This window comes from Vibrio alfacsensis (assembly GCF_019670485.1).
In the GTDB taxonomy this organism is placed as follows: Bacteria; Pseudomonadota; Gammaproteobacteria; order Enterobacterales; family Vibrionaceae; genus Vibrio; species Vibrio alfacsensis.
Map to the genome: position 1 here is coordinate 2,920,794 of NZ_AP024165.1, position 15,151 is coordinate 2,935,944.

The following is a 15,151-nucleotide window of genomic DNA, read 5'->3' on the forward strand; positions in this document are numbered from 1 at the left end:
ATTCACATCAGGATCACGATTCTTAATAAGTAGTGATGGAAAGATAGTCAACCAACGCTTATTTGTCGCTAGCTTTCGTGTAATTTTTAGACCTCTACCAATCTTGTGCCTTTTGCTCTCTCTCTGGGCCAAAAACGACCGATAGTGGGTCTTGATGAATTAAGACGTCTGCATCCGGGAACAAAGAAAGCACATTGTCTTCCACCTTATCCGCTATCTGGTGGGCATCAATCAAACGCAAGTTATCATCCAATTCTAAGTGCAATTGAATAAAACGCGTTGGCCCAGACATTCGAGTGCGCAGTTGATGCACCCCTAGCACCCCATCCACTTTTAGGCACTCTTTGCGAATCTGCTCTAACTCTTCATCAGGAAGTTTTCTATCCAACAAGGTCTGAATTGCTTCGCTGACCATTTTAAACGCGCTATACAGAATAAAAACGCCAATCCCAACGGCAAATACCGCATCGGCTTGTGTCACCCCAAAGTAACTCAGCCCCAGCGCCACCATAATCGCACCGTTCATGTATAAGTCAGTTTGATAATGCAGGGAGTCCGCCGCAATCGCCTGACTTCCGGTCTTGCGTACCACATGTTTTTGGAACATCACTAATCCCAAAGTGACAACGATGGCAAAGAGAGAAACATAAACCCCGAGTTCAGGCGAATTCAGTTCGTGCGGACGGAAAAATCGCTCAATACCATTCAGGATTAGGAAAACAGCAGAGCCAGAGATAAACATCGCCTGTGCCAACGCGGCTAACGATTCCGCTTTACCGTGACCAAAAGTGTGTTCTTTGTCTGCAGGCTGTAGTGCATAACGCACCACGATGAGGTTCACCACGGAAGCGGCAATATCCAACATGGAATCGATAAGAGAGGCTAATAAGCTTACTGACCCCGTTACCCACCACGTGATGACTTTTACTATGAGAAGAAGCGTCGCGACAATGGTTGCCGTCCAAGCTGCTGTCGTGACCAAGCGTGCGTATTCGTGTTTCATAATCAAAGAGTTAACTCAAACCATTTATCAAGTATACCTTGTCGGCCGTGCAATGAGTATGAAATCACTCAATCAAAAAAGGCAACTCACTGGTTGCCTTTTCTATGTTACCTAATTCGCAATTAGCTATTGTGATGCTTTTGCATGCGTTTTTGCATTTTCTCACCACACTTTTGTTGACGCTCTTTTTGCAGCTCAACAAATTTTGCTTTTTGCTCTGGCGTTAGCACGCTCAACATTTGATGTTTTTTCTCTAGCATTTTAACGCGACGATCTGTTTGTTTTTCTACCATCTCTTTTGCTAGGTCGTTTGCTGCTGCTTCATCGAAGTTGTCTGCCAATAGAAGCGCTTGAACTTTATCATGGTGCGCTTGACGCTCAGCCATGCGTGCTTCTTTACCATCAGCAAATTTTGCTTTCATCTCTGCTTTGTTCGCTTCACGCATTTCTTTTAGTTGGTCTTTTTGTGCATCAGTCAGGTCAAGTTGGCGCATGATGCCGCGGTCCATTCCCATACCACACTCACCATTAGGACCTTTGTGATGGTCTTTACCACCAAATGCGAACGCACTCGCCGCACCAAGAGTTAGAGGTAGAACAACCGCAGCTAGCACAAGTTTTTTTGCAGATTTCATAATTTGATTCCTTACACAGTTTAGTGACTCTTCTGAGCTGTTCTCACAGCGCTTGAGTGTAGAATACGAGCTTGTCGGTAAAGCAACGTATAGAGAGCGTAAAGAATCGTAAAGAGTCATTTTTACGCTCATTCTTAACAGCTATTACCATGTAATATTAAGACTGAAGAAGTAATTGATAGGTACTCAAATGGCGAACATTCTTTTAATTGATGACGATATCGAGCTTACTAGCCTGCTTAAGGAAGTGCTGACTTTTGAGGGATTCAATGTCAGTGAAGCCAACGATGGCGAAGCAGGATTAGAAGCCATCAACAGCGAGATCGATCTTATCTTACTTGATGTGATGATGCCGAAGCTCAATGGAATGGAAACCCTAAAACGCCTACGTGAAAACTGGGAAACGCCTGTACTTATGCTAACGGCGAAAGGTGAAGAGATAGATCGAGTGATCGGCCTAGAACTTGGCGCTGATGACTACTTACCAAAGCCATTCAGCGACCGTGAATTACTTGCACGTATTCGAGCGATATTACGCCGCACCAGCAGTAACCAAAAGAGCACGAAAAACAGCGATTGCATTGAGTACCATGAAATCAAACTGTTCCCAGGTAAGCAAGAAGCCTATTGCGAACAAGCATTACTCGATCTTACAACTACCGAGTTCGCATTGCTGACACACTTTGTGCAAAACCCTGGGCAGGTGCTCACTAAAGAAGCCTTAAGCTTAGATGTACTTGGCAAGCGTTTAGCCGCATTTGACCGGGCGATCGACATGCATGTATCCAACTTACGCAAAAAGCTGCCAGATCAAAATAACGGTAAGCCACGCATTAAAACCCTACGTGGGCGTGGTTATATGTTGATTGAGGAAGACTAATGCGACGATCACGCTTCAAACTTCCGAAGATAAACAGCTTGTATGGGCGCATCTTTGCCATCTTTTGGTTCACCATGTTTTTGGTTTTGATGGCGGTATTATCACTGCCACACCTTGACCCACGTAAAGCTCGTGATATTCCTACCGATCATTATCAACGAATGATTGAAATACGTGATGGCATAGAGAAAAAGTTTCGTAAACAAGACAATCTCGGCAAGATCTTATTTAGTATTGAAGGACACAAACGTAGTAAGCACGACCCTAGGCCTCGTGTCTTCTTTTCGGACCTTGAAGGTAATGTATTAACGACGTCAAACCGTAAAGACTTTCAACTACGCGCGTTACAAAACTTCGTTACCAGTATTGATGACCTAAAACAGCCAAAACAGAAGCTTTACGGTCGTTATATGATTGCCGGTCCAATGCCGATCAATATCGCCAACTCAGATCTGCTGATGTATGTCGGTGTAAAGTGGAACGAGCCACCACCAATCCTACTGCGTCTGTTTGACCACCCATTACAATTGCTACTCGCGGTCATGCTGGTGAGTACACCGCTATTATTGTGGTTAGCATGGGCACTGAGTCAACCAGCTCGCCGACTGGAAACTGCGGCACAACGCGTTGCTAAAGGGGAGTTTGTTATCGACCCAAACCTAGAAAAAGGTACCTCCGAGTTTCGTCAAGCAGGAACCAGCTTCAACCAAATGGTCGAAGCCGTGAATCAAATGATTTCTGGTCAGCAACGCTTGCTCTCAGATATTTCGCATGAGTTGCGCTCACCATTAACTCGATTGCGCATGGCAAATGCACTGGCCACACGTAAGCAAGGTGAAAGCCCAGAGTTAACTCGTATTGATACAGAAGCTCAGCGTTTGGAGCAGATGATTGCTGAATTGCTTGAGCTGTCGCGCATGCAAGTGAACAGTCACATGACGCGTGAGACTCAACCTATTGCTAGCTTATGGGAAGAAATCATCAAAGATGCGCAATTTGAAGCAGAGCAAATGGGTAAAACGCTCAGCTACTCTGCGTTACCTGATCGCAGCATCTCGGGAAACCCTAAATTGTTGATGAGTGCAGTAGAGAACATCATTCGCAACGCCATTTACTACGGTAAAGACGAGGTGAAGATCGATATTCAAGACAATGCCGACGCACTGAGCATTACGGTTGATGACAATGGAGAGGGAGTGCCAGAAGAAGAGCTCGACGCAATATTTCGTCCATTCTACCGTGTATCGACGGCACGAGATCGTCACTCTGGAGGCACAGGGCTTGGCCTAACAATAACTGAAAGTGCGATTCGCCAACACAGCGGTTCCATTGTTGCTAGCCGGAGCCCACTTGGAGGATTACAAGTTCAGATTGTTCTGCCTCTGATCAAAATCAGTCACTAACCTCACCGAGATCAGCATCCACTTTTATGGTGTGATATTACCGTCTCCTCCAAGATAGAGGGGGGACGGCAGAACTCGACTTCCTCATCTATACCCATCCCCTTACTATTGGGTATATACTGCTCACCTCTTTTGACCAATCTATTCCAATACCATGTTTGATATCGCTCTATACGAACCAGAAATTGCGCCGAACACCGGCAACATCATTCGCCTGTGTGCTAACTGTGGTGCGAATCTCCACTTAATCGAGCCACTAGGTTTTGATCTTGAAGAGAAAAAAGTCCGCCGTGCAGGCTTGGATTACCACGATTTAGCACGCGTCACTCGTCATAAGAACTATCAAGCGTTCATCGAATATCTAGAAAAAGAGAAGCAAGGCAACTACCGCCTATTCGCTTGCACGACCAAGACGACAGGTCACCATGTGGATCCGACGTATCAAGCAGGCGATGTGTTGATGTTCGGCCCGGAAACTCGCGGTCTACCTGCTGAAATCATTGAAAGCTTGCCGATGGAACAGCGTATTCGTATTCCGATGATGCCTGATGCTCGCAGCTTAAATCTATCCAATGCCGTCGCCATCATCGCCTTTGAGGCATGGCGTCAAATGGGCTTTGACGGCGCGCTGTAAGCACACCGAATAACGGAAACTAAAAAGGGCGCACGATGCGCCCTTTTACATTTTAACGTCCAAGAAAAGTATTAGTTGAGCTTGTTACGGTCATTGTCGTCTTTACGCTCATACTCCCCTTCAAACGTGTTGCCATTGTCCGATTGAGAATCAAATGGATCACGACGAAACGGGTCTTGCTCAAATGGCCCTTGGTTTGAAAAGCCACCTTGGAAACCACCTCCATGAACCGTTTTTACGACCATCTTGCTCATGAGGTACTTAGCAATCAACGCTCTCGGAGCTGGTAGTAGGACAATCATACCTAGCGCATCTGTCATGAAACCCGGCGTTAATAGCAGCACACCAGCCACTGCAAGCATGACACCTTCAAAAATTTGCTGAGCAGGAAGCTCACCTTGCTCTAGGCGGTTTTGTACCGACATTAGAGTCTGAATACCTTGGCTACGAACCAAAGATGCGCCAACAAATGCCGTAATCAAAACCAAAGCAATCGTAGGCCACAGCCCTAAGAAACCTCCCACCTGAATAAATAGGCCGATTTCGATGATCGGGACGAAGATAAACGCCAATAATAAGATAGGAAACACACGCCCTCCTTTGTTTCAATAAGTTTAATGGCAAACGCCCACTAAGCTCAAACGAATCGTTGTAAAAAAGCGTGTTCATACTAAACATCGCAACCCACCAAGAAGAGGCATATTGATATCGTTCGATCTCCCTCATCCATCGGCATGAAATGATGAACGCTGATACGAGTTCAAGGAGGGTAATCTTCCATTTTTGCACTCTAAAAATGCATCCATGTAGATAAAAAGTGCCTACCCACAAAGCGTTATTCATATCTCATTCATACTTTGCAAAATATTGACGCATCAAAAGCGAAAAAGGTGATCTAGTTACTATTTTTATGCGCCAAGTGCAGTATCATGTTTCACATAAGTCAGGACGGATTTTCCAGCCAAAAATTCTGATGAACGGATTCTTGAATGCAGAAATGGCTAATAAATAACTTTATTATCAGAATTATCATCTAAGGATCCTGTTATGGCTACCCTATCTGATGCTCCAAAAACAGCAAACCAAGCCACTCGTATTGAAGAAGACCTATTAGGTGAACGTCACGTTCCTGCAGATGCATACTACGGCATCCATACTCTTCGTGCGATTGAGAACTTCAATATCTCAAGCAGTACTATTTCTGACGTCCCTGAATTTGTACGCGGCATGGTGATGACGAAGAAAGCCGCTGCATTAGCAAACAAAGAACTAGGTGCGATTCCAAAAGACGTTGCAAACTACATCCTTGAAGCGTGTGATTTGATCCTTGAAACAGGTAAGTGCATGGATCAGTTCCCATCAGATGTATTCCAAGGTGGCGCTGGTACTTCGGTAAACATGAACACCAATGAAGTTATCGCGAACGTTGCACTTGAACTCATGGGCAAAGAAAAAGGCCAGTACCAGTTCATCAACCCGAACGATCACGTGAACAAGAGCCAGTCAACCAACTGTGCTTACCCTACGGGTTTCCGTATTGCGGTTTACAACAGTGTTCATCAATTGATGGAAGCGATCGAGTACCTAAAAGGTGCATTCGAGCTTAAAGCACAAGAATTCAAAGACATCTTGAAAATGGGCCGTACTCAGCTTCAAGATGCCGTTCCTATGACAGTGGGCCAAGAGTTCCATGCATGGGCAGTAACATTAAACGAAGAAATTCGTGCCTTAGATTACACATCTAAGCTATTGCTAGAGATTAACCTAGGTGCGACGGCAATCGGTACTGGTCTAAATGCGCCAAAAGGTTACCAAGCGCTCGCAGTGAAACACCTAGCAGAAGTAACAGGCCTAGAAGTGGTTCCTGCAGAAGATTTGATCGAAGCGACTTCTGACTGTGGTGCTTACGTAATGACGCATGGCGCACTAAAACGCCTAGCGGTGAAACTATCGAAGATCTGTAACGACCTTCGTCTTCTTTCTTCTGGTCCACGTGCAGGTCTAAACGAACTGAACCTACCAGAAATGCAAGCAGGCTCTTCTATCATGCCAGCTAAAGTAAACCCAGTTATCCCTGAAGTAGTAAACCAAGTTTGCTTCAAAGTTCTAGGTAACGACAATACGGTTTCTTTCGCAGCAGAAGGCGGCCAGCTACAGCTAAACGTAATGGAACCTGTCATCGCACAAAGTGTATTTGAGTCAATTTCTCTTCTACACAATGCGTGTGTGAACTTACGTGATAAATGTATTGATGGCATCACGGTAAACAAAGAAATCTGTGAGAACTACGTTTACAACTCTATCGGTATCGTGACTTACCTTAACCCATACATCGGCCACCATGAGGGCGACATTGTTGGTAAGATCTGTGCTGAAACAGGTAAGAGCGTACGTGATGTTGTTCTAGAGCGTGGTTTATTAACTGCAGAAGAGCTAGATGACATCTTATCGGTTGAAAACTTCATGCATCCGACTTATAAAGCGAAACGCTACGAGTAATATCATTAAATAAGGGGTCCCATACGGGGCCCTTTTTTAGGCTCTCATACGGTTAACCACACTTTTTCTAAGCTTTTATTACCGTGAGCCACGGCGATTCTGATTTTCTAAACACTTATTCTCAGCTCAAGTGTTCACAAAATCAGGATCAATAAAAAACTAAAAAGAGGTATCAATATGGTAATGGTCGAACTCTTCGTGGTTCTGCTCTTCATTTATTTGGGGGCAAGAATCGGTGGTATCGGCATTGGTTTTGCCGGTGGTGCCGGGGTCATTGCGTTGTCTTTAATCCTAGGCGTTCCGACAAGCCAGTCTTACATCCCCGTCGATGTAATTCTGATCATCATGTCTGTAATTACCGCTATCGCAGCAATGCAAGTAGCCGGAGGTTTGGATTGGATGGTACAGGTTGCGGAAGACTTTTTGCGTAAACATCCAGAGCGCATCACTTTTTACGCACCTATCGTAACATTCCTAATGACACTGCTAGCGGGTACGGGCCATACGGCATTCTCGACTCTGCCAGTAATCGCAGAAGTAGCAAAAGGCCAAGGTGTTCGTCCATCTCGTCCTCTGTCTATCGCGGTTGTCGCATCACAAATTGCAATCACTGCATCGCCAATCTCAGCGGCAGTTGTGGCGTTCGCAGCAATGCTGCACCCATTTGGCGTTGACTACCTAACGCTTCTTGCGGTGTGTATCCCAACCACGTTCATTGCTTGTATGATCGGTGCATTCGTCGCTAACTTCATGGGCAGCGAACTTAAAGACGATCCTGAATATCAACATCGTCTAGAAAACGGCCTGATCAAGCTAAGTACAGAATCTAAACGCGAAATCCTGCCAACCGCGAAGAAAGCAACATTCATCTTCCTAGGCGCAATCGCATTCGTAGTATGTTACGCAGCAGCAATTTCTGGTTCTGTCGGCCTTATCGAGAACCCTGCTCTGGGTCGTAACGAAGCCATCATGACGGTAATGCTAGCTGCCGCAGCAGCAATCGTAATGAGCTGCAAAATCGATGCTGGCAAAATCCCATCAGCGGCGACATTCCGCTCTGGTATGACAGCGTGTGTGTGTGTTCTTGGTGTGGCATGGCTAGGTTCTACATTCGTGAACGCACACGTTGATGGCATCAAAGAAGTCGCTGGTGCACTGCTTGCTGACTACCCATGGATGCTAGCACTTGTTCTATTCTTCGCTTCAATGCTACTTTACTCGCAAGGTGCAACCACTGTTGCGCTTATGCCAGCAGCACTAGCAATCGGTGTGGCACCACTTACCGCCGTTGCGTCTTTCGCAGCAGTAAGTGCATTGTTCGTACTACCAACTTACCCAACGTTACTTGCCGCGGTTGAGATGGACGACACGGGTTCAACTCGTATCGGTAAGTACGTATTCAACCACCCATTCTTTGTACCTGGTGTTGTTACTATCGCATCAGCGGTAGCACTTGGCTTCGCATTCGGTGGTCTACTGATCTAGTAGAAACAGAGTCTTACTCGGGGAGCTTCGGCTCCCTTTTTTATTGTTCGTAACATCGAATGATGCACAACAAATCTGCAATGTCATGAAACTAATTGGCTCAATTCAAGGTCTGATTGAGTTACACTAATGACAATTATCTAAGATGAATTGAACCTTTTTATGCGTGCATTACTCTCCGTCTTACTCCTGGGGTTTATTACCTTTTCTGCGCCATCAATGGCTTTGTTTGGGAACGATCAGTTAGGGAATACGACCAACAATACTTTTGGCAGTAGCAATGACAGTTTTGTGCCTGTCGATCAGGCTTTCCCATTCAACTACTACCAGCAAGACGGCAAACTGATGCTGGATTGGCAGGTACGTGATGGTTACTACTTGTATCAAGAACGCTTGTCGGTAACTGGCGAGAAAGTATCGCTAGGCGAACTGCAGATGGAAGACGGAACGCCACATAAAGATGAATTCTTTGGTGATGTGCATATCTACACTCAACCTCTCTTCGTCAACGTACCAATGCATGATTGGCAAGATGGTGCACGCGTGGTGGTGCAGTACCAAGGCTGTGCCAAAGCAGGCTTCTGTTACCCACCAGAAACCCACGTGATTCCTATCCGTGCATTTACTCCGTCAAACTCTGATCCTACGATGACACCGGGCGCATCGGCGGCAGAAGCAAAACTTACGGTTGCGCCACCAGCAGCAGAATCCTCTCGCTCAACAAGCAGATCATCAATACCAGTCACGCAACAAGACAGCCTTGCTGAAAATCTTGCCGACAACTGGTGGACACCATTCCTATTTTTAGCACTAGGCATTGGTTTGGCATTCACACCTTGTGTGTTACCGATGTACCCAATTTTAACCAGCATCGTACTTGGCAGCGGAAAACTAAGCCAACGCCGTGCGCTAGGGTTATCATTTGTTTATGTGCAGGGCATGGCACTGACTTACACCCTACTTGGTCTTGTTGTTGCGTCTGCGGGTATGCAGTTCCAAGCCGCTATGCAGCATCCTTATGTATTGATTGGGTTGAGCGCATTATTCGTTGTGCTAGCACTTTCTATGTTTGGCGTTTACACCCTACAACTACCAAGCAGCGTCCAAACTTGGCTCAACAACTTAAGTAACAAGCAACAAGGTGGCAGCAGCGCAGGCGTTTTCGCGATGGGCGCGATCTCTGGATTAGTTTGCTCGCCATGTACTACTGCACCACTTTCTGGCGCTTTGCTTTATGTGGCACAAAGTGGAGATTTACTCACTGGAGGGATTGCCCTTTACGCACTCGCGATGGGTATGGGAATCCCACTGATTCTGGTTGCAGTATTCGGCAACAGACTGCTACCAAAAGCAGGAGGTTGGATGGACCGCGTTAAAACGTTGTTTGGTTTTATTCTGCTTGCCGCGCCTATTTTCTTACTAGAGCGCATCTTGCCAGAAGTGTGGGCTACGACTTTATGGTCAGTTTTAGGAATCGCCGCTTTCGGTTGGCTATATCACCTTAAAAACAACTTACCGTTTGGTGGCTGGAAACAAAGCGCCGTAGGTATTGTTGCTGTATTGGGTTTATTTGCTTCAGCACAACCCGTACTGAACTATTGGTTTGGAAATAGCACTACCGTACAAGCTCAACAGACAACTGTGGACTTTATTCAAGTGACCAACGTAGCAGAACTTAAAGAGCAATTAGCTTTGGCAAAACAAGCCAGTAAGCCTGTGATGCTCGACTTCTACGCGGATTGGTGCGTGGCATGCAAAGAGTTCGAAAAGTACACTTTCCATGAGCCGAGTGTCGAAGCCAAGCTGCGAGGCTTCGTGCTTCTGCAAGCGGACGTGACGAAGAATCAAGTACAAGATATCGAATTGCTTAAGCATATGAATGTACTCGGTTTACCGACCATCGAATTTTGGGATGCAAGCGGTGAACACATTTCAAATGCTCGTTTAACTGGTTTCATGCAAGCCGAGCCTTTCTTAGAGCACATCAACCGATTCTGATCATGAATCATTCAAACGCCAGTGATTAAACACTGGCGTTTTTTATTGTTCTGATTTTCAAGAAAAATGCGTTTATATGCAAAATTGCTAATAAAAGTCGATTTGGTTCAGACTTTTAGCGGATACTTATTGTCCAACCTCTCAAAGATCGACAATAATTCCTTTAACTAAATAGTCAAAAGTGTTTAACGTCATGGATTCGACCTACACCATAATCATCGCTGATGATCACCCTCTTTTCCGCAATGCCTTGTTCCAATCGGTACACATGGCAGTGAGTGGTGCTAATCTTCTCGAAGCTGACTCTTTAGACGCACTGCTCGCTTTACTGAAAAAAGAAGAAGAACCCGACCTCGTCTTATTGGATCTAAAAATGCCAGGGGCAAATGGCATGTCCGGCTTAATTCACTTACGTGCAGAATACCCAGACTTACCGATTGTGGTTGTCTCTGCGAGCGAAGAGCCTGCTGTCGTCACTCAAGTCAAAAGCCATGGAGCATTCGGTTTTATTCCTAAATCGAGCGACATGCGCGAGCTGGTAAGCGCGCTTAATCAAGTCCTCAACGGCGACCCATTCTTCCCAGATGGACTCATCACGAATAATGCTGCTTGCAATGATTTAGCCGAAAAAATAGCCGCATTAACCCCACAGCAGTACAAAGTATTGGGCATGCTTTCTGATGGACTACTCAACAAGCAAATTGCTTATGAGCTGAATGTCTCAGAAGCAACGATCAAAGCGCATATGACCGCCATTTTCCGCAAACTTGGGGTGAAAAATAGAACTCAAGCCGTCATCTTGCTTCAGCAGATAGAGCCTGAGCAATAACCTATTAATTATTCACACTTATATGACTTAAAAAGAACAACAGACGTTAAAATAATATACCAACCATCGTAGGTCAGTGCTCATGAGACGCGCACGAACAGCGTCGTTATCGAACGTTTTCACAAGCTAGAATGACCCACTGTTTACGAGCATTGGTGTGGACTGCACTACGCAGCCTTTTCATCCCTCTGTTAAACCTCTAACTCTGGGAGGCCATACTTTGCTAAGTATTCTCATCACTCAATTCGTCGTCTTATGGGCAGTCATCGATCCTGTCGGTTCTGTGCCTGTGTATCTGTCCCAAACCCAACACCTTAGTGCCAAACAGCGTCGACTCGTTGCCCTAAAGGCGATTGCGATTTCAGCCGGCGTATTACTTTTCTTTCTAGTTGCGGGTCAACTTTTACTTGAAGCCATGCAAATCCCACTTCCTGCATTTCAAGCCGCTGGCGGATTAGTACTGCTCCTATTCGCACTCACTATGATCTTTGGTGAAGCAAAACCAGAACAAGAACAGAAAATGCAGAAAGAGTTGGATAAATCAGCTCTTGCCGATCTCGCAGTGTACCCGTTAGCGATCCCCTCGATCGCCTCTCCGGGAGCAATGATGGCGATAGTGATGTTAACCGACAACAACCGTAACTCTTTAGTCGATCAAGCCATGACTGCTGGTGTCATGATTGTGGTGCTATTGATAACGTTACTCTTGCTACTAGGCGCAAATACCATCCAAAAAGTAATCGGCAATGTTGGAGCCGCCATCATCAGCCGTGTGATGGGCTTAATCCTCTCAGCGGTGGCACTCAACAATTTGCTACTTGGGATCAGAGACTTTTACCTTTGATAAGTAAAACTCTTAGACCTTTGGCTAATTTAACATCAAATTAACATCACGTTTTTATCTCTTATTTCACCTAAACGCCCTAAACATGGGCATTTTTGCTTTTCATTGCCCCGACTAAAGTTGAAAAGAGTTCTTGCCAACACCTTGCTAAGGTACATGGTGAAACATTTTTTTAACAACAATACCGATCGTAAGGAGACGGCAATGGCATTTGAAAGCGAAGAAAGAGCCAAAGCCTATTGGGATAAGAACGTGAAAATCATGGTTCGCCTGATGGTGATCTGGTTCGTCGTATCTTTTGGCTGCGGCATTTTATTTGTCGACGTACTGAATCAATTTCAACTAGGTGGATACAAACTAGGCTTCTGGTTTGCTCAGCAAGGCTCCATCTACACTTTCCTAGGCATTATTTTCTACTACGCGTGGAGAATGCGCCAACTTGACCGTGAATTCGGCGTAGATGATGAGTAAGGAGTAACTCAGATGGATTTGAAAACGATAACCTACCTGGTGGTTGGCTCAACTTTCCTCCTGTACATTGGGATTGCGATTTGGGCTCGAGCAGGCTCAACAAAAGAGTTCTATGTCGCTGGTGGCGGTGTTAACCCTGTAGCAAACGGCATGGCAACCGCAGCGGATTGGATGTCAGCAGCATCTTTTATCTCAATGGCTGGTTTGATTGCCTTTATGGGTTACGGCGGTAGTGTCTTCCTAATGGGGTGGACGGGTGGCTACGTTCTGCTAGCTATGCTTCTCGCTCCGTACTTGCGTAAGTTTGGTAAATTTACTGTACCTGAGTTTATCGGTGAACGCTTCTATTCTAACGCGGCTCGTATCGTTGCGGTTGTGTGTCTGATCATCGCATCGGTCACTTACGTAATCGGTCAGATGAAAGGGGTTGGCGTTGCGTTTGGTCGCTTCCTAGAAGTCGATTACGCAACAGGTCTAGGCATCGGTATGTGTATCGTGTTCATCTACGCCGTAATGGGTGGAATGAAAGGCATTACCTACACGCAGATTGCTCAATATTGCGTACTCATTTTAGCTTACACTATTCCAGCAATCTTTATCTCTCTGCAACTAACAGGTAACCCTCTACCACAAATCGGCCTCGGCAGTACCATTCAAGGCACTGACGTCTACCTGCTCGATCGGCTTGACCAAGTCGTCACCGAACTTGGCTTTAGTGAATATACGACCGCCGTCAGAGGCGACACACTAAACATGTTCGTATACACCATGTCTCTTATGATCGGTACCGCAGGCCTTCCGCACGTTATCATCCGCTTCTTTACCGTGCCTAAAGTTCGTGATGCTCGTACATCTGCAGGCTGGGCGCTATTCTTTATTGCAATTCTATACACAACCGCGCCAGCCGTATCTGCAATGGCTCGTTTGAATCTGATGGATACCGTTAATCCTGCACCAGGTCAGCACCTTGCTTATGATGAGCGCCCTGACTGGTTTAAGAACTGGGAAAAAACGGGCCTACTTGGCTTCGATGATAAAAATGGCGATGGTCTGATTGAATACACTTCAAACCCTGCAACCAACGAACTAAAAGTTGACCGTGATATTATGGTATTAGCAAACCCAGAGATTGCTAAACTGCCAAATTGGGTCATCGCATTAGTCGCAGCTGGTGGTTTGGCAGCCGCGCTATCTACCGCAGCAGGTCTGTTGTTGGCAATCTCATCTGCCATATCCCATGACTTAATTAAAGGGGTTATCAATCCAAATATTTCCGAGAAGAAAGAACTGCTCGCTAGCCGAATATCGATGGCGGTGGCCATTGCGTTTGCGGGTTATCTTGGCCTCAATCCACCGGGCTTTGCCGCGGGAACCGTAGCATTAGCGTTTGGTCTGGCTGGTTCATCTATCTTCCCGGCACTGATGATGGGTATCTTCAGCAAAGGTATTAACAAGGAAGGCGCTATCGCGGGTATGGTTGCGGGTATTAGCATCACACTATTCTACGTATTCCAACACAAAGGCATCCTATTCATTCCAGAATGGAAATACCTACAGAGCTGGGGACAAAACTGGTTCCTAGGTATCGAGCCAAATGCATTTGGTGCTATCGGTGCAGTATTCAACTTTGTCGTGGCATTCGCGGTATCAAAAGTAACGGCTGAAACGCCACAAGAAGTGAAAGATCTCGTTGAGCACGTTCGTGTACCAGTTGGCGCAGGCGATGCAGTAGACCACTAAATCTCAACTCACACCACAAAAGCCCCTTTTGGGGCTTTTTTATTCACTCAATTAGGTTAACGTAGCTCATATCAATTTCAATAGTAAATACGAATACAAAGCCACGGTAAAACAACTCAATCCAATTTTAGACATGGTATACCCAAGCAACTTTATCTCTGCCAGATTAGGTATGAGGTTTCTTAGGTATACCGTTGTAGCAAGGAAGCCAAGATGTTCAAAAACAAGCATATTACGATCGCCCTGTTAGTGGCACCGATTCTTTCTCTGATCGCGTATTTCGGCACTGACATGGCTCTCAGTGAAAAACCTCAAGTCGCCAAAGAAGGGGAGAGTTACAAGTTAGTCGGAAAATCCAACTGCCGTTACACCAGTGGATTGTGTGATATGGAAAATGGTGACTTCAAAGTGAAGTTTCGCTCAGAAAAGCTCACGAAAGACAGTTTGGAGTTATCACTCAATGCTGCCTACCCACTGGAGGGGGTGAAAATTTCTGTCGTTGATGACCAAGCACAAAATACTCAGCCTTTTGAGATGACTCGCGCTGATAACGCTGGCCAAAATTGGACCATCACGCTTCCTAAGCCTGCATCTGAAGAAAGCTGGTTACGTGTAGCGATTCAATCAGAAGGAACGCTATACTACGGCGAGACACAAACGGCATTTGTGAAATACGAAACGTTATTTACAGAATAATCATCCATCGACGCGAAATACCGCCAAAAGCGGC

14 protein-coding genes are annotated in these 15,151 nt (G+C 45.7%); 11 read left to right on the plus strand and 3 right to left on the minus strand.

Going from position 1 to position 15,151, the window contains the following annotated elements; translation table 11 throughout:
* Positions 1-94 precede the first annotated feature (94 nt).
* Complete coding sequence (fieF, locus tag VA249_RS13510) at positions 95-1,003, minus strand: CDF family cation-efflux transporter FieF (protein WP_221068268.1); 909 nt, start codon at positions 1,001-1,003, stop codon at positions 95-97.
* Between the two features lie 122 nt (positions 1,004-1,125).
* A complete protein-coding gene (locus VA249_RS13515) occupies positions 1,126-1,638 on the minus strand; it encodes a CpxP family protein (protein ID WP_221068269.1) in 513 nt (170 codons plus the stop codon).
* A 190-nt stretch (positions 1,639-1,828) separates the two neighbouring features.
* Here VA249_RS13515 and VA249_RS13520 point away from each other — a divergent pair, with 190 nt between their 5' ends.
* The 3 genes from VA249_RS13520 (at position 1,829) to trmL (ending at position 4,555) form a co-directional block, all read left to right on the plus strand.
* Positions 1,829-2,518, plus strand: a complete 690-nt coding sequence (locus VA249_RS13520) for a response regulator (RefSeq protein ID WP_128809934.1) — start codon at positions 1,829-1,831, stop codon at positions 2,516-2,518.
* Positions 2,518-3,921: an envelope stress sensor histidine kinase CpxA gene (cpxA, locus tag VA249_RS13525; protein WP_221068270.1), complete on the plus strand. Its 1,404-nt coding sequence runs from the start codon at positions 2,518-2,520 to the stop codon at positions 3,919-3,921. Before VA249_RS13520 ends, cpxA begins: the two co-directional genes overlap by 1 nt.
* A 154-nt stretch (positions 3,922-4,075) precedes the next feature.
* Positions 4,076-4,555 carry a tRNA (uridine(34)/cytosine(34)/5-carboxymethylaminomethyluridine(34)-2'-O)-methyltransferase TrmL gene (trmL, locus tag VA249_RS13530; RefSeq protein ID WP_128809932.1) on the plus strand — a complete coding sequence of 160 codons (480 nt, stop codon included), beginning with the start codon at positions 4,076-4,078 and terminating at the stop codon, positions 4,553-4,555.
* Between the two features lie 71 nt (positions 4,556-4,626).
* Here trmL and VA249_RS13535 read toward each other — a convergent pair whose 3' ends face one another.
* On the minus strand, positions 4,627-5,145 hold the full coding sequence (locus VA249_RS13535) for an FxsA family protein (protein WP_221068271.1): 519 nt from the start codon (positions 5,143-5,145) through the stop codon (positions 4,627-4,629).
* 457 nt (positions 5,146-5,602) lie between these two features.
* Here VA249_RS13535 and aspA point away from each other — a divergent pair, with 457 nt between their 5' ends.
* From aspA to VA249_RS13575, 8 genes are all read left to right on the plus strand, one after another.
* The gene (gene aspA / locus VA249_RS13540; RefSeq protein WP_128809930.1) at positions 5,603-7,054 is read left to right on the plus strand and encodes an aspartate ammonia-lyase; all 1,452 of its coding nucleotides are present in this window, start codon (positions 5,603-5,605) and stop codon (positions 7,052-7,054) included.
* A gap of 177 nt (positions 7,055-7,231) precedes the next feature.
* Positions 7,232-8,539, plus strand: coding sequence for an anaerobic C4-dicarboxylate transporter (locus VA249_RS13545; RefSeq protein ID WP_128809929.1), 1,308 nt, complete (start codon positions 7,232-7,234; stop codon positions 8,537-8,539).
* 162 nt (positions 8,540-8,701) lie between these two features.
* On the plus strand, positions 8,702-10,537 hold the full coding sequence (locus VA249_RS13550) for a protein-disulfide reductase DsbD (protein WP_221068272.1): 1,836 nt from the start codon (positions 8,702-8,704) through the stop codon (positions 10,535-10,537).
* Positions 10,538-10,730: 193 nt separating this feature from the next.
* Positions 10,731-11,366: a response regulator gene (locus tag VA249_RS13555; protein ID WP_211915797.1), complete on the plus strand. Its 636-nt coding sequence runs from the start codon at positions 10,731-10,733 to the stop codon at positions 11,364-11,366.
* 220 nt (positions 11,367-11,586) lie between these two features.
* Complete coding sequence (locus VA249_RS13560) at positions 11,587-12,210, plus strand: MarC family protein (protein WP_221068273.1); 624 nt, start codon at positions 11,587-11,589, stop codon at positions 12,208-12,210.
* A gap of 204 nt (positions 12,211-12,414) precedes the next feature.
* Positions 12,415-12,681, plus strand: coding sequence for a DUF4212 domain-containing protein (locus VA249_RS13565; RefSeq protein WP_128809925.1), 267 nt, complete (start codon positions 12,415-12,417; stop codon positions 12,679-12,681).
* Positions 12,682-12,693: 12 nt separating this feature from the next.
* Positions 12,694-14,421 (plus strand): sodium:solute symporter family protein, encoded by a 1,728-nt coding sequence (locus tag VA249_RS13570; protein ID WP_221068274.1) that lies wholly within the window; start codon positions 12,694-12,696, stop codon positions 14,419-14,421.
* A 213-nt stretch (positions 14,422-14,634) separates the two neighbouring features.
* Entirely contained in the window at positions 14,635-15,117 is a 483-nt protein-coding gene (locus tag VA249_RS13575; RefSeq protein ID WP_221068275.1) for a hypothetical protein, read from the plus strand.
* The last annotated feature ends 34 nt before the right edge of the window (positions 15,118-15,151 follow it).

Excerpts from the sequence above, each read along its gene's own strand:
- fieF (WP_221068268.1), bottom strand. The coding sequence starts at position 1,003 with ATGAAACACGAATACGCACGCTTGGTCACGACAGCAGCTTGGACGGCA.
- VA249_RS13515 (WP_221068269.1), bottom strand. The coding sequence starts at position 1,638 with ATGAAATCTGCAAAAAAACTTGTGCTAGCTGCGGTTGTTCTACCTCTA.
- VA249_RS13520 (WP_128809934.1), top strand. The coding sequence starts at position 1,829 with ATGGCGAACATTCTTTTAATTGATGACGATATCGAGCTTACTAGCCTG.
- cpxA (WP_221068270.1), top strand. The coding sequence starts at position 2,518 with ATGCGACGATCACGCTTCAAACTTCCGAAGATAAACAGCTTGTATGGG.
- trmL (WP_128809932.1), top strand. The coding sequence starts at position 4,076 with ATGTTTGATATCGCTCTATACGAACCAGAAATTGCGCCGAACACCGGC.
- aspA (WP_128809930.1), top strand. The coding sequence starts at position 5,603 with ATGGCTACCCTATCTGATGCTCCAAAAACAGCAAACCAAGCCACTCGT.
- VA249_RS13545 (WP_128809929.1), top strand. The coding sequence starts at position 7,232 with ATGGTAATGGTCGAACTCTTCGTGGTTCTGCTCTTCATTTATTTGGGG.
- VA249_RS13550 (WP_221068272.1), top strand. The coding sequence starts at position 8,702 with ATGCGTGCATTACTCTCCGTCTTACTCCTGGGGTTTATTACCTTTTCT.
- VA249_RS13555 (WP_211915797.1), top strand. The coding sequence starts at position 10,731 with ATGGATTCGACCTACACCATAATCATCGCTGATGATCACCCTCTTTTC.
- VA249_RS13565 (WP_128809925.1), top strand. The coding sequence starts at position 12,415 with ATGGCATTTGAAAGCGAAGAAAGAGCCAAAGCCTATTGGGATAAGAAC.
- VA249_RS13570 (WP_221068274.1), top strand. The coding sequence starts at position 12,694 with ATGGATTTGAAAACGATAACCTACCTGGTGGTTGGCTCAACTTTCCTC.
- VA249_RS13575 (WP_221068275.1), top strand. The coding sequence starts at position 14,635 with ATGTTCAAAAACAAGCATATTACGATCGCCCTGTTAGTGGCACCGATT.